Source organism: Kitasatospora sp. NPDC114501 (assembly GCF_055633695.1).
The window spans coordinates 364,352-390,773 of record NZ_JBVKDS010000001.1 but is presented as its reverse complement, the minus strand read 5'-3'; the positions used below and the strand labels follow the sequence as shown (position 1 = coordinate 390,773).

The 26,422-nt window shown below is 71.8% G+C and carries 21 protein-coding genes, 1 tRNA gene and 1 pseudogene; 8 read left to right on the top strand and 15 right to left on the bottom strand.

Annotated features, from left to right (window positions below):
* Positions 1-174: 174 nt before the first annotated feature.
* From ACZ7RU_RS01840 to ACZ7RU_RS01820, 5 genes are all read right to left on the bottom strand, one after another.
* Positions 175-852, bottom strand: a complete 678-nt coding sequence (locus tag ACZ7RU_RS01840) for a response regulator (RefSeq protein WP_470338991.1) — start codon at positions 850-852, stop codon at positions 175-177.
* A complete protein-coding gene (locus ACZ7RU_RS01835; RefSeq protein WP_470338990.1) occupies positions 849-2,108 on the bottom strand; it encodes a sensor histidine kinase in 1,260 nt (419 codons plus the stop codon). The genes ACZ7RU_RS01840 and ACZ7RU_RS01835 overlap by 4 nt, the downstream gene beginning before the upstream one ends.
* Positions 2,109-2,202: 94 nt before the next feature.
* Positions 2,203-4,740: an ATP-dependent Clp protease ATP-binding subunit gene (locus ACZ7RU_RS01830; protein WP_470338989.1), complete on the bottom strand. Its 2,538-nt coding sequence runs from the start codon at positions 4,738-4,740 to the stop codon at positions 2,203-2,205.
* A gap of 182 nt (positions 4,741-4,922) precedes the next feature.
* Positions 4,923-5,627 (bottom strand): VIT1/CCC1 transporter family protein, encoded by a 705-nt coding sequence (locus ACZ7RU_RS01825; RefSeq protein ID WP_470338988.1) that lies wholly within the window; start codon positions 5,625-5,627, stop codon positions 4,923-4,925.
* A gap of 13 nt (positions 5,628-5,640) precedes the next feature.
* A complete protein-coding gene (locus ACZ7RU_RS01820; protein ID WP_470338987.1) occupies positions 5,641-6,195 on the bottom strand; it encodes a MarR family winged helix-turn-helix transcriptional regulator in 555 nt (184 codons plus the stop codon).
* Positions 6,196-6,248: 53 nt separating this feature from the next.
* Here ACZ7RU_RS01820 and ACZ7RU_RS01815 point away from each other — a divergent pair, with 53 nt between their 5' ends.
* The gene (locus ACZ7RU_RS01815; RefSeq protein ID WP_470338986.1) at positions 6,249-6,983 is read left to right on the top strand and encodes an SDR family NAD(P)-dependent oxidoreductase; all 735 of its coding nucleotides are present in this window, start codon (positions 6,249-6,251) and stop codon (positions 6,981-6,983) included.
* An 11-nt stretch (positions 6,984-6,994) separates the two neighbouring features.
* On the opposite strand, the gene ACZ7RU_RS01810 is transcribed toward ACZ7RU_RS01815, so the two are convergent.
* The gene (locus ACZ7RU_RS01810; RefSeq protein WP_470338985.1) at positions 6,995-7,606 is read right to left on the bottom strand and encodes an HAD family hydrolase; all 612 of its coding nucleotides are present in this window, start codon (positions 7,604-7,606) and stop codon (positions 6,995-6,997) included.
* Positions 7,607-8,346: 740 nt separating this feature from the next.
* On the opposite strand from ACZ7RU_RS01810, the gene ACZ7RU_RS01805 reads away from it, so the two are divergent.
* The 3 genes and pseudogenes from ACZ7RU_RS01805 to ACZ7RU_RS01795 all read left to right on the top strand — a co-directional run bounded on the left by ACZ7RU_RS01805 (position 8,347) and on the right by ACZ7RU_RS01795 (position 12,315).
* Positions 8,347-9,834 carry a hypothetical protein gene (locus ACZ7RU_RS01805; RefSeq protein ID WP_470338984.1) on the top strand — a complete coding sequence of 496 codons (1,488 nt, stop codon included), beginning with the start codon at positions 8,347-8,349 and terminating at the stop codon, positions 9,832-9,834.
* 597 nt (positions 9,835-10,431) lie between these two features.
* A pseudogene (locus ACZ7RU_RS01800) lies at positions 10,432-10,904 on the top strand (tyrosine-type recombinase/integrase); the annotation flags it as partial.
* Between the two features lie 157 nt (positions 10,905-11,061).
* The gene (locus tag ACZ7RU_RS01795) at positions 11,062-12,315 is read left to right on the top strand and encodes a restriction endonuclease (RefSeq protein ID WP_470338983.1); all 1,254 of its coding nucleotides are present in this window, start codon (positions 11,062-11,064) and stop codon (positions 12,313-12,315) included.
* Positions 12,316-12,377: 62 nt separating this feature from the next.
* Here the strand turns inward: ACZ7RU_RS01795 and ACZ7RU_RS01790 are convergent.
* Positions 12,378-12,452 (bottom strand) — tRNA-Val (locus ACZ7RU_RS01790).
* Positions 12,453-12,578: 126 nt separating this feature from the next.
* On the opposite strand from ACZ7RU_RS01790, the gene ACZ7RU_RS01785 reads away from it, so the two are divergent.
* Together ACZ7RU_RS01785 and ACZ7RU_RS01780 are read left to right on the top strand one after the other, a co-directional pair.
* Positions 12,579-13,988 carry a hypothetical protein gene (locus ACZ7RU_RS01785; RefSeq protein ID WP_470338982.1) on the top strand — a complete coding sequence of 470 codons (1,410 nt, stop codon included), beginning with the start codon at positions 12,579-12,581 and terminating at the stop codon, positions 13,986-13,988.
* A 68-nt stretch (positions 13,989-14,056) separates the two neighbouring features.
* On the top strand, positions 14,057-14,275 hold the full coding sequence (locus ACZ7RU_RS01780; RefSeq protein WP_359914456.1) for an FmdB family zinc ribbon protein: 219 nt from the start codon (positions 14,057-14,059) through the stop codon (positions 14,273-14,275).
* Between the two features lie 29 nt (positions 14,276-14,304).
* Here ACZ7RU_RS01780 and ACZ7RU_RS01775 read toward each other — a convergent pair whose 3' ends face one another.
* The 3 genes from ACZ7RU_RS01775 to ACZ7RU_RS01765 form a co-directional block, all read right to left on the bottom strand.
* Positions 14,305-15,138: an HAD family hydrolase gene (locus ACZ7RU_RS01775; protein ID WP_470338981.1), complete on the bottom strand. Its 834-nt coding sequence runs from the start codon at positions 15,136-15,138 to the stop codon at positions 14,305-14,307.
* Complete coding sequence (locus ACZ7RU_RS01770; protein ID WP_470338980.1) at positions 15,138-17,696, bottom strand: phosphoribosyltransferase; 2,559 nt, start codon at positions 17,694-17,696, stop codon at positions 15,138-15,140. The genes ACZ7RU_RS01775 and ACZ7RU_RS01770 overlap by 1 nt, the downstream gene beginning before the upstream one ends.
* Positions 17,697-17,820: 124 nt before the next feature.
* Positions 17,821-19,029 (bottom strand): HpcH/HpaI aldolase/citrate lyase family protein, encoded by a 1,209-nt coding sequence (locus ACZ7RU_RS01765; RefSeq protein ID WP_470338979.1) that lies wholly within the window; start codon positions 19,027-19,029, stop codon positions 17,821-17,823.
* Positions 19,030-19,385: 356 nt separating this feature from the next.
* On the opposite strand from ACZ7RU_RS01765, the gene ACZ7RU_RS01760 reads away from it, so the two are divergent.
* Positions 19,386-20,570, top strand: a complete 1,185-nt coding sequence (locus tag ACZ7RU_RS01760; RefSeq protein ID WP_470338978.1) for a TerD family protein — start codon at positions 19,386-19,388, stop codon at positions 20,568-20,570.
* 115 nt (positions 20,571-20,685) lie between these two features.
* On the opposite strand, the gene ACZ7RU_RS01755 is transcribed toward ACZ7RU_RS01760, so the two are convergent.
* Entirely contained in the window at positions 20,686-21,426 is a 741-nt protein-coding gene (locus tag ACZ7RU_RS01755; RefSeq protein ID WP_470338977.1) for a Tellurium resistance, read from the bottom strand.
* Positions 21,427-21,766: 340 nt separating this feature from the next.
* Here ACZ7RU_RS01755 and ACZ7RU_RS01750 point away from each other — a divergent pair, with 340 nt between their 5' ends.
* Entirely contained in the window at positions 21,767-22,936 is a 1,170-nt protein-coding gene (locus tag ACZ7RU_RS01750; RefSeq protein ID WP_470338976.1) for a DUF2637 domain-containing protein, read from the top strand.
* Positions 22,937-23,022: 86 nt separating this feature from the next.
* Here ACZ7RU_RS01750 and ACZ7RU_RS01745 read toward each other — a convergent pair whose 3' ends face one another.
* The 4 genes from ACZ7RU_RS01745 to ACZ7RU_RS01730 form a co-directional block, all read right to left on the bottom strand.
* Positions 23,023-24,117, bottom strand: coding sequence for a DUF475 domain-containing protein (locus tag ACZ7RU_RS01745; RefSeq protein WP_401107555.1), 1,095 nt, complete (start codon positions 24,115-24,117; stop codon positions 23,023-23,025).
* 146 nt (positions 24,118-24,263) lie between these two features.
* Positions 24,264-24,842, bottom strand: a complete 579-nt coding sequence (locus ACZ7RU_RS01740; RefSeq protein WP_387748474.1) for a TerD family protein — start codon at positions 24,840-24,842, stop codon at positions 24,264-24,266.
* Positions 24,843-25,068: 226 nt separating this feature from the next.
* Complete coding sequence (locus ACZ7RU_RS01735) at positions 25,069-25,644, bottom strand: TerD family protein (RefSeq protein ID WP_387748473.1); 576 nt, start codon at positions 25,642-25,644, stop codon at positions 25,069-25,071.
* A 222-nt stretch (positions 25,645-25,866) separates the two neighbouring features.
* The gene (locus tag ACZ7RU_RS01730) at positions 25,867-26,325 is read right to left on the bottom strand and encodes a peroxiredoxin (RefSeq protein WP_470338975.1); all 459 of its coding nucleotides are present in this window, start codon (positions 26,323-26,325) and stop codon (positions 25,867-25,869) included.
* Positions 26,326-26,422 lie beyond the last annotated feature (97 nt).

The following is a 26,422-nucleotide window of genomic DNA, read 5'->3' as shown; positions in this document are numbered from 1 at the left end:
CGAGGTGCCTAGAGCGTCCCGCCGCGGGGTCTCATCACGCGTCCTACCAGCAGCGACAGTTGGGATACTCCCGGGAGAGTACGGCCTGTCCGCGACACGCCGGGCCGGAAGCAGCGCCCGCACCGCGAAGCCGCGACTGCACAGCAGCCGCAACCGCGACCGCACAGAAGCCGCTCAGCCCAGCCAGCCCGGCCGCACCAGCCCCGACTCGTAGGCCAGCACCACCAGTTGCGCCCTGTCCCGCGCGCCGAGCTTCAGCATCGCCCGGCTGACGTGCGTCTTCGCCGTCAGGGGGCTGACCACCAGCCGCCGTGCGATCTCCTCGTTGGACAGCCCCATCCCGACCAGTGCCAGCACCTCGCGCTCCCGCTCGGTCAGCATCGAGATGTCCGAGAGCCCCTCGGGCACCGCCTCGGGCGCCTTCGACCGGGCGGCGAACTCGCCGATCAGCCGCCTGGTGACCCCCGGCGAGAGCAGCGCGTCCCCCGCGACGGCGACCCGGACCGCCCGCAGCAGGTCGGCCGGCTCGGTGTCCTTGACCAGGAAGCCCGCCGCCCCCGAGCGCAGCGCCTCGAAGACGTACTCGTCCAGCTCGAAGGTGGTCAGCACGACCACCCGCACGGAGGACAGCGCCGGGTCCTCGGCGATCCTCCTGGTCGCCTCCAGCCCGTCCATCCGCGGCATCCGGATGTCCATCAGCACGACGTCCGGCACGAGTTCGCGGGCAAGCCGCAGCGCGGCCTCGCCGTCGTCCGCCTCGCCGACCACCGTGAGGTCGTCCTGGAGGTCCAACAGGGCCCGGAAGCCCGCCCGGACCAGCAGTTGGTCATCCGCCAGCAGTACCCGAATCAATCGCTCTCCGCCTTCGGTGTCGGCAGCTCCGCCCGGACCCGGAAGCCGCCGTCGGGCAGCGGCCCCGCGGTGATGGTGCCACCGAACGCCGCCGCGCGTTCCCGCATCCCGACCAGACCGCTGCCCGACCCGCCCGCGTCACCGAGCACCGCGGGCCCCGGGTCCTCGACCCGGACGACCAGCACGGCCGGGTCCGTCCAGTCCAGCACCACGACCGCCTGCCGCGCCGCCGAGTGCCGCACCACGTTGGTGAGTGCCTCCTGGACGATCCGGAAGGCGGCGAGGTCGACGGTGGCGGACAGCGCGCGCCGCGCGCCGCGCTCCTGCACCTCCGCCTCCAGGCCCACCCGGTCCGCCTGCTCGGCCAGTTCGTCCAACCGGTCCAGCCCCGGGGCCGGCCCGCGCGGCGCCGCTCCGGGCCCGCGCAGCGTCGCGAGCACCTGGCGGACCTCGCCGAGCGCCTCCTTGCTGGTCGACTTGATGGTGACCAGCGCGCTGCGGGCCTCCTCCGGCCGCCGGTCGAGCAGCGCCAGCGCGGCCCCCGCCTGGACGTTGATCAGCGACAGGCTGTGCGCCAGGATGTCGTGCAACTCCCGCGCCATCCTGAGCCGTTCCTCGTTGGCCCGGCGCTCCTCCAGCTGCTGCCGGTAGGCCCGGTGGGCGGCGATCCGCTCGCGCCGGAACCGGACCAGCTCGCCCCCCGCCATCACCAGCAGCAGCCAGGCCAGCAGCCCGAGCTCCTGCAGCCAGACGCTGCCGGACGGCGGGGCCGCGCGCTGCCAGCTCTCCGGCAGCACGAAGGCGCCCAGCAGGTGCACCAGGTAGACCCCGCCCACGCCGGCCCAGGCCGCCCGGCGGTGGCCGGACCCGATCGCCACGCAGCAGGCGACCAGCCAGCTCACGAAGGCCGGCCCGTACGGGTACCCGCCGGCCAGGTACCCGGCGGTGACCGCCGAGGTGCCGGCCACCACCGCGACCGGCCGCCGGTCGCGCAGCACCAGCAGGGCCGGCCCGATCAGCAGCAGCAGGTAGCCGAAGGCGTCCAGCGGGACCCGCCCGTGCTGGTTGTGCGCGGCGAAGGTCGAGCCGACCGCCTGGACCACCGCGGCCGCCGCGGCCACTCCGAGCGGGTAGCCCGCCTTGGCCGCGCGCACCCACGGCGGGCGCCACGGCTCGGGCGGCTCCTCCGGTGGCTGCTCCTCCGGTGGCTGATCCGCCGAGGGCGGCTCGGGCGGCGGGGACGTGGGCGGCATCATGCCCACAAGCTAGACCGGCGCCGCGTCCCCGCGCGTCCTCCACCAGTGGCGTTCGGGCGTACTCCCGCTGGAGTACGCCCGCACCCGTTCGCCGTCAGCCCTCCGCGGTGGCCGAGGCGGCCCGGTCCTCCGCCCCCTCGAAGGCCGCCGACGGCTCCGGCCGCGCCAGCGTGACCACCAGCTCCCCGTCGCTCACGTCCGCGATCAGCGTGTCCCCCTCCCGCACCGAGCCGTCCAGCAGCAGGTTGGAGATCCGGTTGTCCAGCTCCGACTGGATCGTCCGGCGCAGCGGCCGGGCCCCGAACTCCGGCTGGTAGCCCCGGTTGACCAGGTACTCCTTGGCCGCCTCGGTGACCTCCAGCCGGACGTCCTGGGCCCGCAGCCGGCGCCGGCTGCGCTCCAGCAGCAGGTCCACCACGGACAGCAGGTCCTTCCGGGTGAGCGCGTGGAAGACGATCACCTCGTCGATCCGGTTGAGGAACTCCGGCCGGAACTGTTGGCGCAGGTCACGCATCAGGTCGTCCCGGATCTCGTCCACGTTCCCCGCGTGGTCGAGGATCCGCTGCGATCCGATGTTGCTGGTCATGATCACCACGGTGTTGCGGAAGTCGACCGTACGCCCCTGGGAGTCGGTCAGCCGCCCGTCGTCCAGCACCTGGAGCAGCAGGTTGAAGACGTCCGGGTGGGCCTTCTCCACCTCGTCGAAGAGCAGCACGCTGTACGGCTTGCGGCGCACCGCCTCGGTCAGCTGCCCGGCCTCCTCGTAGCCGACGTACCCGGGCGGGGAGCCGACCAGCCGGGAGACGGTGTGCTTCTCCTGGAACTCGCTCATGTCGAAGCGGATCATCCGGTCCGGGTCGCCGAACAGCAGCGCCGCCAGCGCCTTCGCCAGCTCGGTCTTGCCGACGCCGGTCGGCCCGAGGAAGAGGAAGGAACCGGTCGGCCGCTCCGGGTCGCCCATCCCGGCCCGGCCGCGGCGCACCGCCTGGGCGACGGCCGTGACCGCCTCGTCCTGGCCGATCACCTTCTCGTGCAGGTGCTCCTCCAGCTTGAGCAGCCGTTCCTTCTCGGTCGCGTTCAGCTCCGCGACCGGGATGCCGGTCCGGGAGGAGAGCACCTGCGCGATGTCGTCGGCCGTCACGTCGACGACCTCCTCGCGGGCCTCGGCGGTCGATGCCAGCTCGTCCTCGGTCTGCCGCAGCTCGGTCTTCAGGTTGGCGGCCCGGACGAACTCCTCGTCCGCGACGGCCTCGTCCAACTCGCGCTTCAGCTTGGTGATCCGGTCCTGCACCCCGGCCGCCTCGGTGGAGCCGCTCAGACTGCGCAGCCGGACCCGGGCGCCGGCCTGGTCCAGCAGGTCGATCGCCTTGTCGGGCAGGAATCGGTCGCTGACGTACCGGTCGGAGAGCGTCGCCGCCGCGTCCAGCGCCTCGTCGGTGAACCGCACCTGGTGGTGCGCCTCGTACGCGTCGCGCAGCCCCTGGAGGATCTCGATCGTCTCCTCGACGCTCGGCTCGGGCACCAGCACCGGCTGGAAGCGGCGCTCCAGCGCGGCGTCCTTCTCGACGTACCTGCGGTACTCGTCCAGGGTGGTCGCGCCGACCACGCTCAACTCGCCGCGCGCCAAGGCGGGTTTGAGGATGTTGCCGGCGTCCATCGAGCCCTCGCCGCCGCCCGCGCCGACCACGGTGTGCAGTTCGTCCAGGAAGAGGATCACGCTCTTCTCGGCCGCGGTGACCTCGTCGATCACGTTCTTCAGCCGCTCCTCGAACTCGCCCCGGTACTTGGAGCCGGCCACCAGCGCGGTCAGGTCGAGGGTGACCACCCGCTTCTCCTTGAGGCTCCGCGGCACGTCCCCGGAGACGATCCGCTGGGCCAGGCCCTCGACGATCGCGGTCTTGCCGACGCCCGGCTCGCCGATCAGCACCGGGTTGTTCTTGGTCCGCCGGGAGAGGATCTCGACGGTCTGCTCGATCTCCTCGGCCCGCCCGACCACCGGGTCCAGCCGGCCCGAACGCGCCTCCTCGGTGAGGTCGCGCCCGTACTCGTCCAGCGTCGGCGTCTCGCTCGGTTGGGCGCCCGTGCTGCTGCGCTCGCCGCCGGTGCCGCGCCCCTCCAGCACCGACTTCAGCGCGTCCTGCGAGGGCGCCGCGTTGCGCAGCGCCACCCCGGCGCCCGAGCGCTCCTGGTCGAGCAGCGCGCCGAGGATGTGCTCCGGGCCGATGTACGAGGCGCCGACCGCCTGCGAACGGGCGTGCGCGGCGAGCAGCGCGCGCTTCGCCGAGGGGGTGAGCGCCGGCCGGCCGTCCACCCCGTCGGAGGTGCCGGACGGCAGCGCGTGCTCCAGGTCGCCGGAGAGCCGGTCCGGGTCGATGCCGGCCCGTTCCAGCATCCGGCGCGAAGGGTCCACCCGGGTGGCCGCCCAGGCCAGGTGCGCGGTGTCCAGGTCACTGGAGCCGTCCTCGGCCGCCCGCTGCGCGGCCAGCGCGAGCAGCTCCTGCGAGGACTCGCTGAGCAGCCGCCCGATGGGCACCCGCTGCACGGCGGGCGGCGACGCCAGCGGGCTCATCCCGAAGAACCGGCTGAGCAGATCGGAGAACGGATCGTTCGATCCGAACGGGGGCATGGTCACGGCGCTTCACCTCTCCCAAGCGGTTTGCAGCCACACAAACACAGGCCGCACCGGGTCGCCTGTCGAGCCGACCGGGGCCGTCACGCGGCGCGCCCGGGCCGCACTGCTCCCCGGTCGTACGGCCCGGGGAGCATGCCCCACCCGGAGCCTGCTCCCCCGGTCGTACGGTCAGGGGTCCGGCCTCACCCGGTGACCTGCTCCAGCAGCACACCGCCGCTGTACGTCACCGCCATCGCCAGCAGCCCGCCCGCGACGTTGCGCAGGACCGCCCGGGCCGGACCGGCACCCCCCAGCCGGGCGCTCGCCCAGCCCGACAGGGTCAGCGCGGCCACCACCGAAACCACCGTGACCATCAGCCGCCACGACTCCGGCGGCAGCAGCACGGCCAGCAGCGGCACCAGCGCACCCAGCGTGAACGCCGCCGCGCTGGCCAGCGCCGCCTCCCAGGGATTGGTCAACACGTCCGGGTCGATGCCGAGTTCGGTCTGCGCGTGGGCGGCCAGCGCGTCCCGCTCGGTCAGCGCCGTCGCCACCTCCCGGGCCAGGTCGTCCGCCAGCCCGCTGCCCCGGTAGTAGTCGGTCAGCTCGTCGAGCTCCCCCTCCGGGTCCTCCGCGAGCTCCCGCCGTTCCTGCGCCAACGCGGCCCGTTCGGTGTCCCGTTGGGTGCTGACCGACACGTACTCACCGGCCGCCATCGACATCGCCCCCGCCAGCAGCCCGGCCACCCCGGCCGCGAGCAGCGCCGTCCGGGAGCCCTCCGCACCCGCCACACCGGTCACCAGACCGGCCGTCGACACCACGCCGTCGTTGGCCCCCAGCACGGCCGCCCGCAGCCAGTTCAGGCGCGAGGACAGCTCCGCCCGCGAGCCCCCGACCTGTTCAGCCATCCGCCCACCGCCCTCAGGGGTCCGCCCGGTCCCCCCGATCCTCGCCCGCCGCCCCCGGCCCCGCCACCCGCAGCCGTACGTCCGCCAGCAGTCTGTCCAGCAGGCCGGCCAGGGTCTCGCGCTCCGCCGGCGACAGCCCGTCCACCAGCCGCGCCTCCCGGCTCAGCACCACGTCCACCGACCGCTCGACCAGCTCGTGCCCGGCCGCCGTCAGCGACACCAGCACCGCCCGCCGCCCGTGCCCGCCGGACTCCCCGGATTCCCGGACGACCAGCCCCTGGGCCTCGGCCCGGGCCACCCGCTGGGAGATCGCCCCCGCCGTGACCAGCGTCCGACGGGCCAGTTCACGGGTGGTCAGGCTGTACGGCTCGCCCGATCGGCGCAGGACCGAGAGCAGGTCCAGGGTGGCCGCGTCGATCCCGGCGGCCCGCAGCGCCCGGGCCCGGTCGTCCGTGAACAGCTTGCCGAGCCACCACACCGGGGTGACGATCCCGATCGAGTCCGTCGGCGTACCGGGCCGCTCCCGTCGCCAGGCTTCCGCGATCTGAGCCGCCGTCACTTCCGTCACGCCCGTTCCCTCCGCTACGTTTAGACCTAAACGTGCATTCGGGAGAGGATCTCATGACCCGCACCGTCCTGATCACCGGCGGCACCAACGGCATCGGCCGCGCCACCGCCGAACTCTTCGCCGCCGACGGCGACCGCGTCCTGGTCACCGGCCGCCACCGCGACACCGTCGAGCGCGCCGCCGCCGAGCTCTCCGTCGAGGGCGTGGTGTGCGACGCCACCGACCCGGGCCAGGTCGCCCGACTCGCCGACCGGCTCCCCGAACTGCACGTCCTGGTCAACGCCGCCGGCGGCCTCCCCGACCCGGCCCCCGGCGACCTGCCCCCGCTCGACGCCGTACTCGCCGACTGGCAGGCCGCCCTGGCCCAGAACCTGCTGGGCGCCGTCCTCACCACCACCGCCCTGCGGCCCGCCCTCGTCGCCGGCGGCACCGGCGGCACCGGCGGCACCGTGATCAGCATCGGTTCGCTCGGCGCCGAACGCCGCGGCGGCGCCTACGGCGCGGCGAAGGTGGCGCTGGCCGCCTGGAGCGCCGCCCTCTCCGCCGAACTCGGCCCGCTCGGCGTCACCGCCAACGTCATCTCCCCCGGCTACATCGAGGACACCGGCTTCTTCCGGGGCGCCATGACCCCCGAGCGCCGCGCCGCCCTCGTCGCCGAGACCCACACCGGGCGCCCCGGCACCCCCGCCGACGTCGCCCGCACCGCCCACTTCCTCGCCTCCCCCGGCGCCCGCCACATCACCGGCCAGACCCTCCACCTCAACGGCGGCGCCCACACCACCCGCTAGACCGGCACCGGCTAGACCACCACCGGCGCCAGCGCCCGCCGCAGGTCCTCCGGCCCCCGGTAGCGCACCCCGGTCATGCCCAGCGCCACCGCCGCGTCCACGTTCTCATGCCGGTCGTCCACGAACAGGCACCGCTCCGGCGCCACCCCGGCCCGCTCGGCGGCGATCTCGTAGATCCGCCGCTCCGGCTTGGCACTGCCCACCCGGGAGCTGTTCACCACCTCGTCCGCCAGGTCCGTCAGCCCCAGCAGCGCCAGGTCCTCGTCCAGCCACACCGTCGCATTGGTCACCAGCACCACCCGGCAGTGCTCCCGCACCCGCCGCAGCATCCCCACCACCACCTCGTCCGCCCGGAACGGCGCGTTCGCGAACGCCTCCGCCAGCCCGCGCGCCTGCGCCCACGTCACCCGCCCGGCCAGCCCCCGCGCGATCGAGTCCACCCACTCGCCCTTCCCGATCCGCCCGAGCAACAACGGCCCGTCGTTCTCCGGGGCGAACCCGACCGCCGCCGTACTCCCCTCCTCCACCCCCGCCGCCCGCTCCAACGCCGCCACCCGGCTCCCGTCGAAGAACCGGATCACCCCGTCCACATCACACAGCACCGCATCGAACGCCCTGGTCATCAGCACTCCTCTTCCCTACCACCACCCCGGCCACCCCGACAGCCCCGCCGGCGTGCCCCCCGAGGAGACCCCGAACCGCCGGCGCCTCGCCACCCAGAACGCCGGAAACGACCGAGGACCGGCCCAGGAGGTGTATGCCTCCCGGACCGGCCCTTCGTGCTGGTGGGCGCGGACGGTTTCGAACCGCCGACATCTGCTTGTAGGAGCAGCGTCCGGCTGCTCGCCCTGACCTGCACCCCCGCCGGCTTGTCCGTTCCCCGACCGCCACCTCACCAGCGCCCGCGACTCACCGCCACGTACCACCCGATCTGGCACGCCTATGGCACGACGCAGTGTCGGCTGCCTCATCCAGCCCGCACCCCCATCTCATCAAATTGCAGAACGACCAGCTGCGTTAGCCAAGCACCCGCCGAACACTCTGTCCCATCGATGCCAACCAGGCTGCTCCAATCTGAGACAGTGAGGGCGCGATGCCTGACCTGCACGAACAGCTCTAGAACATCTCCAGCACCCAAATGATCACAGAGCCCTGAGAGCGAATCAGCCACCTGACCCTTATTGCCCCGATGAGTGACCCGCCACCACCATTAGCCGAACACGTGATCGGTTCTTCGCTCGCGCTCCAATCGCACCTCTTCGTTCCGCCCCCTGTCGCGCTGCCACCCCCGCGCTCTATCGTCATACGACAGGCAGGTTGGCGCGCGTCGCCATCACCACGGCTCGCACATGGAGGGGACGGCATGCGCATTTCAGTGCACTATGGCCTGAACAAGAACCAGGCGCAGCTCGACTTCGTCGACGTGGACACTACAGACGATATCGCCGTCTACATCGACCCAAGCAGCATTAGGCGACTTGAAGGCATGTGGGCCGAAGAATGCCAAATCCTACTGGCGACATTCTTCGATACAGTTCTCGACGCTGTGCGAGACAGAGACAAGGGACGCGTCTCATCGCTACTTGGCAAACTTAGCGAACCGAACGAGACCCATCTCGGAGTATCCCGCGGCAAATCGCGGGGTCGAGGCATGGGGAAGGGAATGAGCAATGACCTTGCCGAGAAGCTGAGCTCAAGCCATGCAGCACAGACCGGACTAATCGAAGACCTTGAAGATACAGCGCTATTCATCGAAGGCATCGGAAAGGACATTGTTTCCGATATCACTACGAACGTAATCCGGGGCGCCCTAATAACATATACGCAAGCAATGTGTGACTTCCACAGAATCCCAACCGAGACTGTCCACAGCGGACCCGTCTGGAATTCAGCATCCAAGGCATGGGAGGACGGCTACACCGACCTCCCCGTCGCCTCTCACCAGAAGCTTCTCATGGTTCCCAAGGTCATTGTGCGGAGAAGCCTCCACCTCTCCAAGGAGGACTACTATCGGAATCACCTAATCCCGGTACTGCAAGATGAAGAGCTGGACAATCCAGCGAGTCAACTCGTACAAACCGCGAAGTCCGGTCGCCGATTCGTAAACCAACAGGACGTGAGGAACTTTCACGGCGATAGCAAGCCTGCGGTAGTGCGACTCTCGCTAGAGCGCCCCGAAGTCTACAACCACTACAAACAGGTCAAGCGGCTGACTGAGACAGCCCCTCTCACCAATGAGCAACTAGCTGAATCGGGCGGTGGGCTTCCTCCGGACTATGACGCACTCCTGGAGGCCGTGCTAGAGACACCGGCAGGACGTGACTACGCCACCACATATCACCACAACATCGAGGCCTTGCTATCCGCCCTCTTCTACCCGTCTCTCAGCATGCCCATAAAAGAGGCCGAGATTCACGAAGGGCGGAAGAGAATCGATATTCGATACATGAACTCCAGTCAGGACGGATTCTTTCGATGGCTGCGCCAGCACCAGGTAGCCAGCCAGTACATCTTCGTAGAGTGCAAGAACTACAGCCGAGATATCGAAAACCCTGAGCTTGATCAGATATCATCCAGATTCTCGCCGATTCGCGGAAAGCTCGGAATTCTGACGAGTCGATCATTCAAAAACAAGGAACTCTTCCTAAAGCGGTGTCGCGACACTGCGCTCGACCACCGAGGATTCGTCATCGCGCTCGATGACGACGACCTACAGCAACTTGTGAATGATGTGAAGCGCTCGCTTGAGCCGCCCACTCCCGAGGAAATTGAGACAGGGGGCCCGGTTGTTCGCCCAAGTCGCCACGAGTACTCGCTCTTGCATGAACGATATGAGCGCCTAGTCAACTGACTTGTCAATATCGGGTTGCCCGCAGCAGATTTACACGCGGGCGGTGGAGCGGTTTTGGCCGGTGTCCTGCCTGATTTGGGGTCGAGCATGACTCGGTCAGGGCTTTTGGGCCTGACCGCAATTTGGCCGAGTGGCCCCCGGCCTTGCTCGACGAGGGTCCCGGTCCTGGCAGGTGGGTAAGACCGTGGAGCCGCCCGTCACCAGCCCCGGCCGGTAGTGACCTGTACCCATGTCCTCCCGCCTGGCGCGGCCGGCCGCCGCCGTCGCGGGGCGCAGACAGGTGCGGCGGCGAGCGGCAGGGCCGCGCACTGGCGCGCCCCTTGAACTCGTAGAGAAGAATCCTACTCACTCCCACCCCTCACCCCATCCCACCGCCCCTCCGCCACCTGCCTCCGGACCCATCGGTCGCCTATCCTCGGCAGGTTCCGATCTGACTACTGTTCACATCCTCGGTGCGGCGGCCATGGATACGATCACCCAGCTAGTGACCATCGCCGCTGTCATGCTCGGCGGGTTGACCACGTACGCGACGAACCGCCTGATGGAGCGGAGCAAGCGCAAGGACGGCCTACGGCTTCGCTGGGACAAGAAGAAGCTCGACGCGCACGCGGACTACGTCGGACGGGTCCGGACCTCGATCCACGTCGCGGTACTCCTGAGAGCCGGGCGGGCTTCCGGCTGGTGGCCTTCCCCGCCGAGACCGTCGATGACCTGGCCCACCATCTCGACCGGTACGCCGGCCCCGGGCCGGACGGGCACCTGTTCATCGGTCCCCGCGGCGGCAAGCTCCGCCGGAGCAACTTCCGGGACTGGATCCGGGCCCGCACGGCCGCGGCGCTGACTGAGGATGCCCACTTCCACGACCTACGCCACACCGGTAACACCCTCGCCTCGCAGAACGGGGCCAGCACCCGGGAACTCATGACCAGGGCGGGCCACAGCAGCACCCGGGCGCGCTGATCTACCAGCACATGACCAGCGACCGGGACCGCGCCATTGCCGACCGCATGGGCGAAGCCGTCCGCCAGTCACTCCGGCACGACGACCCGGCTACGGAAGCCGGTCAGTAGCCACCTCACTCAGCGCAGCCGGTTCGGCTCTCGCCGGACCGGCTGCGCTTCTTTGCCCTCCGCGATCACATCCCGGTATCAGCCGGTGATCGTGCCCGCGAGAAACTCCCTATTCACACACATGTACTGCCCGCCGCCCAGAACGGAGCCCGCGCACGTGCCCGCCTCCAGCACGCCCTCACCGCAGACCGAGCAGCCCGCAGCAGCGTTCGACGAGCTGACCGATGTCGATCTCCATCTCGATGCGTTCTATCCGGGTGGTACCAAAGGCAATATTTCAGACGATCCAATCAACAAGTTGGTCCCGAAGGTGGGCAACCAGGGCGGCTTCCGGCTCGCCGGCTCGCCCTGGAGTCAGGACGTCCGCCTGGCCGTCCTCTACACGACCGGCCGGGAGCGCGACTGGCCGGACGCTCTCGATCCGCAGACCGGAACGTTCACCTACTATGGAGACAACAAGAAACCCGGACACGAGCTGCACGAGACGAATCCCGGCGGCAACCTCCTTCTCCGGAATGTCTTCGCCGCCTCCCATGCGGGTCCGGAGGAACGGCGCCGAATACCTCCGTTCCTGCTCTTCGAGAAGGCTGGCGCCACCGGCCGCGGCGTCCGGTTCCGCGGACTGCTCGCGCCGGGAGGCCCGGCTCTCACCTCCGATGACGAACTCGCCGCCATCTGGCGCACAACCGGCGGTGAGCGCTTCCAGAACTACCGGGCCCGGTTCACCGTGCTGGACCAGGCCGTCATTCCACGCAAGTGGATCCAGCACCTCATCGACGGTGGGGACCCTCTGGAGGGCGGCTGCCCCGACGCGTGGCGCACCTGGGTCGAAACCCGCTCCTACCTTCCGCTCACTGCCCCGGCGACGACCGTCATCCGCAGCCAGGCGGAGCAGCTGCCTTCTGACCCGAACTCCCGGGAGATCCTGGCAGCAATCCGCGAGCACTTCCGCGGCCGGGAACACGACTTCGAGCCGTGCGCGGTGGAGCTGTGGCGCCTACTCGCACCGGCAACCGGCCAGGTTGAGGTGACCCGCCGTAGCCGCGATGGAGGGCGCGACGCCGTGGGGCAGTACTACTTGGGCCCTCCGGCGGACCGGATCGCCATCGACTTCGCCCTGGAAGCCAAGTGCAAGTCGCCCGACCAGGCGGTCGGCGTGAAAGAGGGAAGCCGACTGATCTCACGGCTGCGGCACCGAAACTTCGGGGTCCTCGTCACGACGTCCTACTTCAACCAGCAGATGCAGAAGGAGATCCGTGACGATGAGCACCCGGTAGTCCTGATCTGCGGCCGCGACATCGTCGAACTCCTCCGCCAGCACGGATACACGTCCAAGACTGCGGTCGAGGAATGGCTAGCCAAGAGGTACCCCGCGCCTGCATCTGGCATGCACGTGGCACGGGACGAGTAGGGCCACGGAAACGATCAAGGGCCAGTTCGTGAGGATCGCTCCTCCGAACTGGCCCTTCGTGCTGGTGGGCGCGGACGGTTTCGAACCGCCGACATCTGCTTTGTAAGAGCAGCGCTCTACCACTGAGCTACGCGCCCCCTGTCGTGGCCCGGTGGGCGCACGACGAGAGCCTAGGGTACCTGGTCCCGGGGGGTGGTGTGGGACAGGTGGACCGGTGGGATGGGGCGGGAGGGGGTGACGGGCGGGTAGGGGGATCGGGGAGAATGGGGGCCGGATCAGCGGGTCGGAGCAGGGAGCGCGCAGTGACGGTGGCCGGCGGGAGCGGGCGGGGGCGGCGTCGGGCGGGGAGTGCGCTGGCGGACGCGTTGGTGTTGCCGGTGGTGCTGGCGGGTGCGCTGGGGGCGGTCGGGCTGGCCTCGGCCGGGAGCAGCGGCTGGTGGGGCCGGCGCGGCGGCGGTGAGGGCGGACGGGCGCAGGCCCAGGAGGCCCGGGCGGCGGCCCAGGAGGCGTTCTACGAGCTGGAGGAGACCCAGCGCGAGGTGCAGCTCGCGGTGGAGACGGTCCGCGCGGCCGAGGAGGGCCAGGCGGCGCAGCGCGCGCTGGCCGACCTGGCGGCGATCTCGGGCCGGATCGAGCAGGTCACCGTGAACTACCTGGCCGCGCTCGACGCCCACAACCTGGACAGCGAGACCCTGGACGCGGGCACGGCCGCGCAGGCCAAGCGCCGGTTGGAGGACGTGAAGGGCCAGCTCGGCTCGGCCCGCTCGGAGCTGAACGACTTCCTGCGGCGCCTGCAACCGACCGTCGAGCACGCCGAGCAGCAGCTGATGCGGGTCACCCCGGCGGTCGAGCAGGCCAAGCGCGCGCTGCTGGCGGCCACCACCGCGCTGGACGAGGCGCGCGGCGCCGGCCTGCGGGCGGACGACCTGGCGGCCCGGCTGGCCGAACTGGCGCCCGAGCTCGGCCGGCTGAACGAGGGCCCGGCCCGGCACGGGGTCGCGGACACCCTGCGGCGCGCGGACGACGTGAAGCAGCGCGCCGAGGCCATCGCCGCCGACGCCGCGCAGCTGCCGGAGCGGGCGCGGGAGATCGACCGGCGGGTGGCGAGCCTGCGGACCCGCATCCAGGCGCTGGAGACCAAGGCCGAGACGGTCGCGCCCGCCCTGAGCGAGCTGCGCCGCCGGTTCAGCACCGCCTGCTGGCAGGACCTCCAGCGGGTGCCGGACCAGGTCGCGGAGACCGGACGCGCCGCCGAGCGCAAGCTCGCCGAGGCCGCCCGGGCCCGGGACGAGCAGCGCTGGGCGGACGCCACCGGTGCGATCGGGACGGTCCGCGCACTGCTGGACACCGCCGACGGCTCGGTGTCCGCGGTGAACGACCGGCTGCGGCAGCTGAACGAGGTGCAGCGCGACCCGCACAAGGAGATCGAGCGCGCCCGCTTCGCGATCCGGGACGCGCAGCGGCTGGCGATGGCCGGACGCAGCGCGCCGGACCCGCGGCACGCCGCCCCGCTGGACGAGGCGGTGGCCCGGCTGGACCGGGCGGTGGCCGCGCTGGAGGAGGCCGGCCGGCACCCCGACTACTGGCACTTCCTGACCGAGCTCGCGGCGGTGCGGGACACCTCGGCACGGGTGATCGAACTGATCCGCGAGGACCTCGGCGGCCACCGGTAGGACGAGAAGGAGAAAGAAGGAAAGGAGGAGAAGGACCCGGCGGCCGCGCCGCTGGGTACCCTGCCGGTATGCCTCGCTACGACTTCCGCTGCCGCTCCTGCGGCGCCACCTTCGAGCTCCGCCGCCCGATGGCCCAGGCCAACGACCCCGCCGTCTGCCCGCAGGGCCACGAGGACACCGTGAAGCTGCTGTCCACCGTCGCCGTCACGGGCGGTGCGGCCGCCGCCCAGCAGGCCCCCGCCGCCGGGGGCGGGGGCGGTTGCTGCGGGGGCGGCTGCTGCGGCTGAGCGGCGGCGGCTGAGCGGGGCCGCCCCGGTCAGACCCCGACGGGCAGGGCCGACGCCCCGGCCAGGAACCGCCGGACGATCTCCTCCCCGGCCGTCACCCCCACCTCCGTGAGGGCGGTGACGCCGGGGGCCGTCCAGTCGCTGTCCGCGAGCTCGCCGTGCCCGGGGCGCCAGCCGGCGTCCGCCGCGAGCAGCAGGTCGGCGTCGAGCAGCGAGTCCCCGGCGGCCAGCACCGTGTCGGCGCCGCTGCGCCGGACGACCTCGGCCAGCGCGGCGCTCTTGGTGAGCGGCGCGGGCACCGCGTACACCTTGCGGCCCTGCAGGGAGACCGTCCAGCCGCGCTCGGCGCACCAGCCGGTCAGTTCGGCCAGCCAGCCCTCCGGCAGCGCGGCGCGCTCGACCACCAGGTAGGCGAACAGCTCGTCGGCGACCTGCCGCTTGTGGGTCCACTCCGGGTCGGCGCACAGGGCGAGCCGCCGGGTCACCTCCTCCAGCGGGGCCGAGCCGGCGGCGATCCGCGCGGTGATCTCGGCCCGCCAGTCGCGGTCCGGCACGCCGTCCACCAGCAGCTGCCCGCCGTTGGCGCAGATCGCGTACGCGGGGACCCAGTCCGGCGTCGGGCCGGGCAGGTTGACCCGTCCGTACTGCTCGGGCGTCCGGGTGGTGGCCGGGACGAAGCAGGCCCGCCGGGCGAGTTCGGCGAGCAGCCCGGCGGCCCGCTCGGTCATGAAGGACAGCGGCCGCCCCTGGTACACCTCGACGCAGAGCAGCCGCGGCGCGAGCCGGTCGGGCGCGGCCAGGGCCATGGCCCGCTCGGAGTAGATCAGCGTCCGGTCGAGGTCGCTTGCCACCAGAACACCCATCAGGAATCCCTCCCCGTAGTCTCGGGCACGGCGTGCCCGTCGGTCACGGCCGGCACGGCGTGGCCGTCGGCCACGGCCCGCCCGTCGCCGCCGGTCGCCCCGCGGCTGTAGCGGGGGTGGATCAGGCCGACGCAGGTGTACGGCAGCCCGTCCACCTCGTCGACCTCGACACCGCGCTGGGCGGCGAGCAGCCGGACGTGGTCGAGGTCGGCACCGGCGCCGCGCCGGGCGAGGATCCGCCAGGGGACGCGGCGCAGCAGCACCCGGGTGGTCTCGCCGACGCCGGGCTTGACCAGGTTGACGTTGTCGATGCCGTACTCGGCGCTGATCCGCTCGACGGCGGTCCAGCCGGCCCAGTCGGGCGTCCGGTGCGGGTCGGCGGCGAGCCGGTCGGCGCCCTCGACCGCCGCGGCCCGGACCTCGCCGAAGCGGGCGGCCACCGCGTCCAGGAAGGCCGCCGAGACGTCGCTCCCGGCCAGTTCGGCGTAGTGCTTGGCGCCGTGGAAGTCGTCCGGCCCGATCAGCCCGGCCCGCAGCACGGTGCGCGAAACCAGCCCGGAGACCGTGGAGTTGAGGCAGGCGGACGGGATCAGGAAGTCGTCCCGGGTGCCGTACGTCCGCACGCAGCGGCCCGGGTCGGCGAGCACCGCGAGGTCCGGGTCGAAGCCGGTGCCGGCCAAGGCGTCGGCGAGTTCGCGGGTGATCGCGCCCTTGCCGGTCCAGCCGTCCACGAACACCACGTCCTGCGCGCGGTGGTGGGCCGCCAGGTACCGCAGCGCGACCGGGTCGATGCCGCGGCCGCGCACGATCGAGACGGCGTAGTGCGGCACCGACAGGCCGTGCGCGAAGGCCAGCCAGCGGCGGACCAGGATGCCGACCGGCGTGCCGGCCCGGGCCAGCGAGGCGAGCACCAGGCCGGGGCCGCGCTCGCGCAGCAGGGTCTCGGCGACGGTGCCGACGGCGAGCGCGATCCGGGCGGCGGAGCCGCGCAGCGCCTCGTGGAACAGCTCCTGGTACTCGCGGCTGGGCTGGTACTCGACCGGCAGCGACTCGGCGTAGTGCGCGCCGCCGTTCTGGACGGCCTCCTCGCGCTCCTCGGTCGGGGCTTCGAGCGCGACCCCGGAGAGGTCCTTGAGCAGCCAGGCCACCTCCTCGGCCGGGTACGAGGAGAACGCCGGCCCGTACAACGGCGCGGGCAGCGCGACGGGTGACGGCGCGGGCGGAGGAGCAGGCACCGAAGCGAGCGTCGGCAGAGCAGCCGCCCCGGCCACCGGCCGGTGCGAGGGCAGCACCGCGAGCACCACCCGGTCGGTCACCTGCCGCAGCTGCCCGAGCAGCGCACGCTCGCCCTCGTGCAGCGCCGGGGTGTCGGCCACGTCGTCCACCACCAGCACCACGGCGTCGAACCGCCGCGCCGGGTCGCTTCCGGGGGCGACGTTGTACGCGTAGCGCTCGGGCGAGCCGCCGTCCTGCGGGTCGTCGTGGGCGGGGAAGGCGAGCCGGGTGCGGATGGCGTAGCCGGGGTCGTCCACCGCGAGGACGGGCGAGCGGGTGGTGGTGGAGAACCGGACGCGGTCGCCGCCGAGCCGCTCGCCGAGGGCTCCGGCCAGGCGCAGCGGCGCGTACATCAGCTCCTCGAAGCCGAGCACCAGCACCCGCCGCGCGCCGGCGGGCAGGGCTTCGGCCAACTGCCCCGCCAGCCGGGGAAGTGCGGCGTCCAGCCGGGCGCGGTCGCGGGCGGTGAAGCCGTGCCGGCCGCCGTCCGGGAGCCCGGCGGGCCAGTCCAGTCCGACCCGGACCACCGGCGCGGCGACGGCCGCCGAAGGCCCGTTCGCCGGAGTGACGGCGGCCGCCTCCGCGATCAGCCGCTCGGCCCGGTCCAGCAGGTCCGCCGGCAGCTCGACGCCGCCGCTCGCGGTGGCCACCAGGTCCAGCCGAACGCCGAGTTCGGCGGCGGTCCGGTCGAGCCGCCGCCGGTCGGCCGCGGAGCGCAGGTCCACCAGGGCGACCACCACGTAGTGCCCGCGCGGGTGGCGGGCGTGCAGGTCGCGGATGGTGTTGAGCACCGTCTGTCCGGTCGAGAACTCGTCGTCCACCAGCACCAGCGGTCCGTTCCCGGTGAGGAGGCCGGGGTCGGCCGGGAGCAGCAGGTGCGAGGTGGCGTGCGAGTGCTCCTCCTCGAAGCCGCCGAGCGGGGTGATCCCGGGCACCGGGCGGCGGGTGGAGTGCAGGTAGGGGGCGTCGAGGCCGTCGGCGACGCTGTGGCCGAGGCCGGTGGCGGTCTCCGCGTAGCCGAGCACGACGGCCCGGGCGGCCGCCTCCGCGCCGAGCAGGTCGCGGACCCGGCGGCCGAGTTCGAGCCCGGTGCCGTGGACCACCGAGGGCCGCTGCGGCACGTGCTTGCCGAGCACGGTGGAGACCAGCAGGTGGGCTCGCTTCGGGTTGCCGGACCGGAGGGCGAGCCCGACGAGTTCGGGGAGGCGCGCGGAGCCGGTCAGCGCGATCCCGGCCCGGTCGGCGACCCAGCGGCCGGTCCACGTCTGCGGTGTTGCTGTCACTGCTGGTCCTGCCTTCGATGGTGCGATGGTGCGTTCGTCATATCCGCGCTACGGAAACCGGGGGAAACGGCTCGGGTTCGGCCACGGGAACACTCAGCCGTGGCGGAAGCCGGCCGTCCGGGAGTCAGTCGCACAGACAGGCCGACAGCAGTTCCGCGAAGCTCACGTCCTCCCGGGCCACCCCGAACACCTCCGCCCGCAGTAGCACCCGCTCCGCCCAGGCCCGGTGCGGCCGGGCCTCGTTCATCTTGTTGGTGTACGCCGAGCGCAGCACCCCGCCGCCGTCCTGCTCCTGCCGGAGGATGTCCCGGGCGTCGCAGTACTCCTCGTGCGTGACGACGGAGAGGGCGTGCACGGCCGGCACGTGGCTGGGGTGGATGCAGGTCTTGCCGAGCAGGCCGTTGGCCCGGTCGAGTTCGACCTCCCGGATCAGCCCGTCCAGGTCGTGGTCGATGATCCGTCGGCGGACCTCCTCGCCGGAGGCCCGGAGCGCCCCGGCCCCGGCGGGCACCGAGGCCCCGGTGAACGGGGTCCGGCGCAGCTGCGGCTTGAACATCCGCTCCTGCACCGGGAAGTACTCCCAGACCGGCCCGGTGACGGTGTACCCGGTGCCGTCCGCCCGGCCGAGCACGTTGACCACGTCCCCGATCACCGACGCGACCAGCGCCACGTCGTACGCGGTGAGGTCGGGCGAGCGCCGCAGGCCGTACGCGGAGCAGAGGTCGGTGACGCCGAGCCGGACGGCGAGCACCCGCTCGCGGTGGCCGGCGAGCAGCTCGGCGATGCCGAAGAGCTGGTCCCGCCTGGTCTCCAGGTGGGCGAGTTCGGGCGACTCCAGGACGGGCATGGCGAACAGCCGCCGACCGGTCGCGGCCTCGGCGGCGGCCAGCGCGGCCAGGTACTCGCCGCCGTTCGCGGGGGTGAACTTCGGCAGCACGAAGCCGCTGAGCAGTTCGACGGCCGGTCCGAGGCGTTCGGCCAGGTCGAGGATCTGGGCGGCGGCACGGACCCTGATGAAGAGGAGGGGATGGCTCTGTGCACAGTCGGTGAAATCCTTGACCAGGTCATTCAACTGCTCGACCAGGTTCCGCTCTCCCGCGTCCACCTCGTGGTCGGCGATCGCGTCCTCCAGGCAGAGCACCATCGACACCACGCCCCGACCAGCGAGTTTACGGATGTCGGCGGCCAGCGCGGGCCTGGTGGCCGGGCTGTAGAGGGTGCCGCCGAGGGCGGTGGCGAGCACCGACGGCTCGCTCCGCGCGGTGAACGGGCGCGGCTGTTCCAGGAAGAGCCGGCCGCGTACGTCCTCGGCGAGGTGGCCGAAATGGCGCAAGGTGCTCTCCTCCAGGAAGTGGACCGGCCTCCGGCCCGTTGCCGACGACACCCTGGTCAACCGGCCGACCGGCCGCCGTGGTTCCCGGGCACGCCTCCGCCGGACGCCCCTCCGTCGAACCCCGGGGACCTTTCGACCGCCCATCGTACGGACGGGATCCGGCCGGTCCCGGTTCCCCGGCACTGAACTCCCGGAACATCCCGGTCCACTTCGACGATCATGGCCGTACCGAGCCCGGACCTCGGAATCGACGGCGGCAAACCTCGGAAAGCGCAAGTCTTGGCAAAGTCCGACGCGGCGCGGACCGGTCCGGTCACGTTGTCCGAAGGGGTGGCGAACAGGCAGGATGGTCGGCTATGACGCACGTGATGGCCAAGGGCGCCAACATCGCACTGCCGGCGGCGGCGGTCCGCGCCGTGCTGCGCTGGAGCGCCACGCCCGGTGCGCCGGACGTGGACGCTTCCGCGCTGCTGCTCGGCGCCACCGGCAAGGTCCGCTCGGACGCCGACTTCGTCTTCTACAACCAGCCCCGACACCCCTCCGGACTGGTCCGCCACCTGCCCAAGCAGCAGACCTCCGGCGGCGCCGAGATCATCGACACGGTCGAGGTCGAGCTGGGCAAGCTGCCCGCCGGCGTGGACCGCGTGGTGCTGGCCGGCTCCTCCGAGGGCGGGCCGTTCCGTTCGGTGCCGGGGCTGCGCCTGCTGCTCTTCGACGCCACGGCCGGCGAGGGTGCGCCCGCGCTCGCCGAGTTCCGGATCGACGACGCCGAGAACGTCACCGCCCTGGTCGCCGGCGAGCTGTACCGCCGCTCCGGGGCCTGGAAGTTCCGGGCGATCGGCCAGGGCTACACCTCCGGGCTGATCGGACTCGCCACCGACTTCGGCATCACCGTGGACGACGCGGAGGCCGACCCGGCGCCGGCCCACGCGACCGGGTCCACCGCCACCCCGTCCGGCATGCTCGACCCGCGCAGCATGCCGCTGCCGGACCCGCGCTCCAGCACCCCCGAGCCGGGCACCTTCACCCTGGCCCCGGCCGTCCCGCAGTCGCCGCCGGCCCAGCCGCCGGCCGCCACCCCGGCGCCGGTCCCGGCCACCACCCCGGCCGCCGCCGCGAGCGCGTCGCCCGCGCCGACGACCCCGCCGCCGCCCACGGCCCCGCCGACCATGCCCCCGCCGCCCACCGTTCCCCCGGGCCACCAGCCCGGCACCGGCTACGGCTACCCCCAGCAGCCGAACACGGGGTACGGCTACCCCCCGCAGCAGCCCACCGGCGGCTACGGCTACCCGCAGCCGGGCACCGGCCAGCAGCCCTACCAGCAGCAGCCGGGCGGTTACGGCTACCCCCGGCCGAACCAGCCCGCCCCGCAGCAGCCCGCCCCGCCGCCGCAGCAGCCCCCCGCGGGCTACGGCTACCCGCAGCCCGGCACCGGCCAGCAGCCGCCCGTCCAGCCGCAGCCGCCGACGGCCCAGCCCCCGGCGGCCACCGGCGAGGAGTTCGCGCTGCCCCCGCAGGGCCCGCAGTTCCAGCCCCGCTGACGCCCCCGGCGGGGCCGTCCGAGGACCCCGGCCCCGCCGAGCCCGGAACCCGGAGCCGGACCCGGAACCCGACCCCGAGCCCCGGAGCCCGACCCGGAACCCCCACCGACCGCCGTCAGTCGCTCTTGTACCCGCGCTGCCACTGCATCCCGAACCCGTACAGCCGGTCGATGTCCGCCTGGAACCCGTTGACGTACCGCACCTCGCGGCGCACCGTCAGCTGGTTGTCCCCCGCGTTCTCGATCAGCACCACCGCGCAGGAGCGCGCCGCCCGGGCCCGCTCGTCCAGCTTGATCTCGATCCGCGGCCCGGTCTGCGGCACGATCGTGATCACCGCGTTCGACTGCTCGAAGGCCGGCGTGCCGTCGTAGATGTAGACGAAGATCAGCAGCCGCTTGAACTTGTCCTTCTTCTCCAGGTTGACGTACATCGTCTCGCCGGACGGCGCCCCGTACTGGTCGTCGCCGCTGAGCTTGACGTACGGCGCGTTCTGGAGGTCGCCGAACAGGCCGCCGAGCGGCTGCACCACGCCCGTGCTGCCGTCCGAGAGCTCGTACATGCAGGCCAGGTCCAGGTCGACGTTGGTCGGCTCGCTGCCCTGCGGCGAGTCCGGCTCCAGCGGCCGCAGGATCCGCGGGCTGAAGAACCGTTTTACGGAGTCCCGGGCGCTCGGCCGGCCGCCGCCCCCGGCGCTCATCGTCCAGTGCAGGTTGACGTAGAGGTAGCCGGTGGTGGCCGCCGACCCGGTGATCGCGTGCTGCGGGGACGACTTGGTGAGTATGACCTTGTGCTGACCGCCGGGGTTGTCGAAGGTGTAGCTCCTGTCCCCGCGCAGGTACTCCCAGATCGAGACCATGCCGTCCTCTCCCCCTGCTCCCGCCAGGCGTTCTGACGATCCGCCGACCAATGATCGGGCATCGGCCCGGCCGTCGGATACCCCGTCCCGGCCCTCCGCTACCCAACCGGGACCCACCGGCGGGTCGATTGGCCGGAGGAAGCCGCCCTCCCGTAACATGCCGCCCCTTCGGACGCGATATCGTCTAGCCGCACAGGTGTCCCGTCCGCCCCTGCGCGGGTGCGGCGGACACGCCGTGCGGCGACGAACGAACCGTCAGGCGGTGCCCGCACGGCGGGTCCTGACCGCCTGTGTCGCGCTGTGATCCTGTCCCCTGCGGAAACCCGAGGCCCGACCCGCAATGAACCTGACCTCCATACAGCTGGTCTGGACCGTCGTCGGCGGCGCAGCCCTGCTGTTCGTCGCCGTCCTGATGGCGACACTGCGCTTCAAGAGCTCGAAGAAGGACGAGTCCGGCGACTCCTGGGAGCGCAGCGAGGAGCGCCGCCGGCGCAAGGAGATGATCTACGGCATCTCCTCGTACACGCTGCTGTTCTGCTGTGCCGGTGTGGCCGCCGCCCTCTCCTTCCACGGCCTGGTCGGCTTCGGCAAGGAGAACCTGGGCCTGTCCAACGGCTGGGAGTACCTCGTCCCGTTCGGTCTGGACGGCGCCGCGATGTTCTGCTCGGTGCTCGCCGTCCGGGAGGCCAGCCACGGTGACGCCGCGCTCGGCTCGCGCCTGCTGGTCTGGGTGTTCGCGATCGCCTCGGCCTGGTTCAACTGGGTGCACGCCCCGCGCGGCGTGTCGCACGACGGCGCCCCGCAGTTCTTCTCCGGCATGTCGATCTCGGCGGCGATCCTGTTCGACCGGGCGCTGAAGCAGACCCGCAAGGCCGCGCTGCGCGAGCAGGGCCTGGTGCCGCGTCCGCTGCCGCAGATCCGCATCGTCCGCTGGCTGCGCGCCCCGCGCGAGACCTACGCGGCCTGGTCGCTGATGCTGCTGGAGAACGTCCGCAGCCTGGACGAGGCCGTCGACGAGGTGCGCGAGGAGCGTCAGGCGAAGCTGGACGCGAAGGCCCGCGCCCGTACCGCCGACCGTCGCGAGCGGGCCGAGCTGAAGGCCATCTCCCGGCAGGGCGGCATGCTCTCCCGGGCCCGCGGCGGCCGCCAGGTGCCCGCCCTCACGGCTGCCGGAGACGGCCCGAGCGCTACGGAGCCTGCTCTAGCCGCGGAGACCGAAGCCACCACCTCGACCTCCTCCTCGTACTCGGCCTCCTCGTCGTACTCGTCCTCGCGCCGGTCCTCCGACCCGTTCGAGCCGGCCGCCCTGGACGCCGGGCGCCGCCCGCGCGCCGCCGTCGGCTCCTCGTACTCGTCGTACTCGTCGTACTCGTCCACCTCGGCCTCCGGCACCGGGTCGTCCCGCAGCGACTCGACCGTCGACCTGACGGCCGACGACGACACCCTCTCGATGCCGAAGCTGGACTCGCTGGAGCGCAAGCTGCGCGCGATCGAGCAGCAGCTCGGCTGACCCCGGCGCCGCACAGTCACGGCCAGGGACACGGAACGGCCGCCCCCGGGAATCCCCGGGGGCGGCCGTTCCGTTCGCTCTGCGGACTACTTGCCGGTGCCGACCAGCTCCGGCTCCTCGTCCGCGCCCTCACGCCGGTTGCGCAGGATCGACGAGCCGAGCGCCAGCCCGATGAAGGCGACGCCGATCAGGCCGGTGACGATCTCCGGGATGTGATACTTGATCCCGACCAGCAGGATCGCCGCCAGCGCGCCGATCGCGTAGTGCGCGCCGTGCTCCAGGTAGACGTAGTCGTCCAGGGTGCCCTTGCGGACCAGGAAGACGGTCAGCGAGCGGATGTACATCGCGCCGATGCCCAGGCCCAGGGTGATCTGGAAGATGTCGCTGGAGATGGCGAACGCGCCGACCACGCCGTCGAAGGAGAACGAGGCGTCCAGGACCTCCAGGTAGAGGAAGAGGAAGAACGCGGCCTTGCCGCCGACCTGGACGATCGACTTGCCGGACTTCTCCGCCTCCTCCTCGCGCTCCTCCTCGGCCTCCAGGCCCGACTCGAAGATCGAGGAGAGGCCGTTGACGGCGAGGTAGGTGACCAGGCCGAGGACGCCGGCGAGCAGCACGGTCTCCGCGTGCTCCTCGGCGAAGAAGTTGGAGGCGAGCAGCAGGGCGACCAGGGCGACGACGCTGGAGAAGGCCTCCAGCTTGCCGACCTTCTCCAGCGGGCGCTCGATCCAGGCCAGCCAGTTGTAGTCCTTCTCCTCGAAGATGAAGTCGAGGAAGATCATCAGCAGGAAGACGCCGCCGAAGGCCGCGATGGCCGGGTTGGCCGCCTCCAGGTACTGGCCGTAGGTGAGGCCGTCGTGGGTCTTGTCGGAGTGCAGCGCGAGGTCGATGACCGTCGTGGGGGTGAGCTTGGCGGTGAGGCCGACGACCAGCAGCGGGAAGACCAGGCGCATGCCGAAGACCGCGATGAGCACGCCGACGGTCAGGAAGATCTTCTGCCAGTACGGGTTCATCCGCTTCAACACCGTGGCGTTGACCACCGCGTTGTCGAACGACAGGGAGATCTCCAGGATGGAGAGGATCAGCACGATGCCGAAGCCTTGGGCTCCCCAGAGCAGTCCGGCCGCGACCAGGCCGATGGCGGTGATCGCGAACGACCAGCCGAATGTGCGGAGGAACACGGGAGTTGACTACCTTTCGGTTCTGGACGTGCCGGGGGCGGCCCCGTCCCCGAGACGCCCTGACCGGGCCTGGCCCGGTCAGGTCACCCCCGCACTGCCCTCTGTTCTCATGATCGGGTCGGGTGCGACAAGTCCGATTTCCGCCCTTACTGTACGTTCACGCCGAAGTCGAGCGCGATGCCGCGCAGGCCGGAGGCGTACCCCTGGCCCACCGCGCGGAACTTCCACTCGCCCGCGTAGCGGTACAGCTCGCCGAAGATCATCGCAGTCTCGCTGGACGCGTCCTCGGACAGGTCGTAGCGGGCGATCTCCTGGCCGTCGACCGAGTTGACGACCCGGATGTAGGCGTTGCGGACCTGCCCGAAGTTCTGGAGCCGTGCCTCGGCCTCGTAGATCGAGACCGCGAAGATCACCTTGTCGGCCTGCGCCGGGACGAGGTCCAGGTTGACCAGGACCACCTCGTCGTCACCCGTGTCGTCGCCGCCGGTGAGGTTGTCGCCCTGGTGCTCCACCGAGCCCTCGGGGCTCTTGAGGTTGTTGTAGAAGACGAAGTACTCGTCGCCGAGCACTCGTCCGCCACCGCAGAGCAGGGCGCTCGCGTCGAGGTCGAACGGGGCGCCCGTGGTCGAACGGGCGGACCAGCCGAGGCCGATCTGGACCTGCGTCAGGTTCGGCGCGGCCTTGGTGAGCGAGACGTTGCCGCCCTTGGCGAGCGTGACCACCATGACGTTCTTCCTCCCTTGCTTCTCCCGGGGCGCCATCCAGGTGTATCCCCCGCGGCCCCGGCCGACCGGTCGCGGTCGGCTGAACTTCCTGAACTCACATCCTCGCAGCGCGGCGGACCACCGCCGCACCGGGGCGGACGGAGCCGGGGCGGCCCCGGACCGCGGAGGTCCGGGCCCGCCCCGGGGGAACGGCGCGAGGCCCGCGCCGCAGGGCGCCGGCGGCGGCTCAGACGTTGACGCCGAAGTCCTGCGCGATGCCGCGCAGGCCGGACGCGTAGCCCTGGCCGATGGCGCGGAACTTCCACTCGGCGCCGTTGCGGTACAGCTCGCCGAAGACCATCGCGGTCTCGGTGGAGGCGTCCTCGGAGAGGTCGTAGCGCGCCAGCTCCGTGTTGTCGGCCTGGTTCACCACGCGGATGAACGCGTTGCGCACCTGGCCGAAGTTCTGGCCGCGGGTCTCGGCGTCGTAGATCGACACCGGGAAGACGATCTTCTCCACGTCCGCCGGCACGCCGACCAGGCTGACCTTGATCGCCTCGTCGTCGCCCTCGCCCTCGCCGGTCAGGTTGTCACCGGTGTGCTCGACCGAGCCGTCCGGGCTCTTCAGGTTGTTGAAGAACACGAAGTTGCCGTCCGAGGTGACCTTGCCCTGGGCATTGCACAGCAGGGCGCTGGCGTCCAGGTCGAAGTCCGCACCGGTGGTGGTCCGGACGTCCCAGCCCAGGCCGACGACCACGGCCGTGAGGCCCGGTGCCTCCTTGGTGAGCGAGACGTTGCCGCCCTTGCTGAGGCTGACTCCCACTAGTCCTCCAAGAATCGGGAGGCACGCCCAGTGGTGCCCCCGGTGGTGCGGTCCGGGGCGTCGGGAGGCCCATCGGCTCCCCGCGCCCCACCCCGCCAACGGCCCGAGCGTAGTACGGGGTTCCCGTCCGCACCCCTGATCAGGCCGGACACGGCCCCACGGCACCCGGCCGGCGGGTGCGGCGGGGGCGCCCGCGGACCGTCCGGGGCCCCGGCGGGGGTCTCAGAGCGCCGCGAGGACCTTCAGGTACTCCTGCTCGTCCCGGGCGTCCGGGAGGCCGTTGACGACGCTCCAGCGCACCGTGCCCGCGGTGTCGATCACGAAGGTGCCGCGCAGCGGGCAGCCCCGCTCCTCGTCCAGGACGCCGTAAGCCCGGGCGACCTCGCCGTGCGGCCAGAAGTCGGCCAGCAGCGGGAACTCCAGGCCCTCCCGGTCGGCGAGGACCCGCTGGGAGAACTGCGAGTCGCAGGAGAGGCCGAGCACCTGCACGGTGTCGTTCTGCAGGCCGGCCAGCTCCCGCTGGATCGCGCCCAGCTCGCCGGTGCAGACGCCGGTGAAGGCGAACGGGTAGAAGACCAGGACGACGTTCTTCGCGCCGCGGAGGTCGGAGAGCCGGACGGACGCGCCGTGCTGGTTGTTGAGCTCGAAGTCCGGAGCCGGGGTGCCGACCTCGATGGCCATGAGCGGGACCTTTCTGACGCGACCGCGCCGCGCGGGCGGGCGCGGCAGGGCACATCCTCGCATTCGTTTACGGCGGTTCGGCCGAACGGATGAGGCG

Coding starts and splice junctions, on each gene's coding strand:
- ACZ7RU_RS01810 (WP_470338985.1), bottom strand. CDS start 7,606: ATGACCAGGGCGTTCGATGCGGTGCTGTGTGATGTGGACGGGGTGATC.
- ACZ7RU_RS01740 (WP_387748474.1), bottom strand. CDS start 24,842: ATGGTGGTCACGCTCGCCAAGGGCGGCAACGTCTCGCTCACCAAGGCC.
- ACZ7RU_RS01815 (WP_470338986.1), top strand. CDS start 6,249: ATGACCCGCACCGTCCTGATCACCGGCGGCACCAACGGCATCGGCCGC.
- ACZ7RU_RS01825 (WP_470338988.1), bottom strand. CDS start 5,627: ATGGCTGAACAGGTCGGGGGCTCGCGGGCGGAGCTGTCCTCGCGCCTG.
- ACZ7RU_RS01755 (WP_470338977.1), bottom strand. CDS start 21,426: ATGGTCTCGATCTGGGAGTACCTGCGCGGGGACAGGAGCTACACCTTC.
- ACZ7RU_RS01835 (WP_470338990.1), bottom strand. CDS start 2,108: ATGATGCCGCCCACGTCCCCGCCGCCCGAGCCGCCCTCGGCGGATCAG.
- ACZ7RU_RS01805 (WP_470338984.1), top strand. CDS start 8,347: ATGCGCATTTCAGTGCACTATGGCCTGAACAAGAACCAGGCGCAGCTC.
- ACZ7RU_RS01775 (WP_470338981.1), bottom strand. CDS start 15,138: ATGGGTGTTCTGGTGGCAAGCGACCTCGACCGGACGCTGATCTACTCC.
- ACZ7RU_RS01785 (WP_470338982.1), top strand. CDS start 12,579: ATGGGGGCCGGATCAGCGGGTCGGAGCAGGGAGCGCGCAGTGACGGTG.
- ACZ7RU_RS01750 (WP_470338976.1), top strand. CDS start 21,767: ATGAACCTGACCTCCATACAGCTGGTCTGGACCGTCGTCGGCGGCGCA.
- ACZ7RU_RS01780 (WP_359914456.1), top strand. CDS start 14,057: ATGCCTCGCTACGACTTCCGCTGCCGCTCCTGCGGCGCCACCTTCGAG.
- ACZ7RU_RS01730 (WP_470338975.1), bottom strand. CDS start 26,325: ATGGCCATCGAGGTCGGCACCCCGGCTCCGGACTTCGAGCTCAACAAC.
- ACZ7RU_RS01760 (WP_470338978.1), top strand. CDS start 19,386: ATGACGCACGTGATGGCCAAGGGCGCCAACATCGCACTGCCGGCGGCG.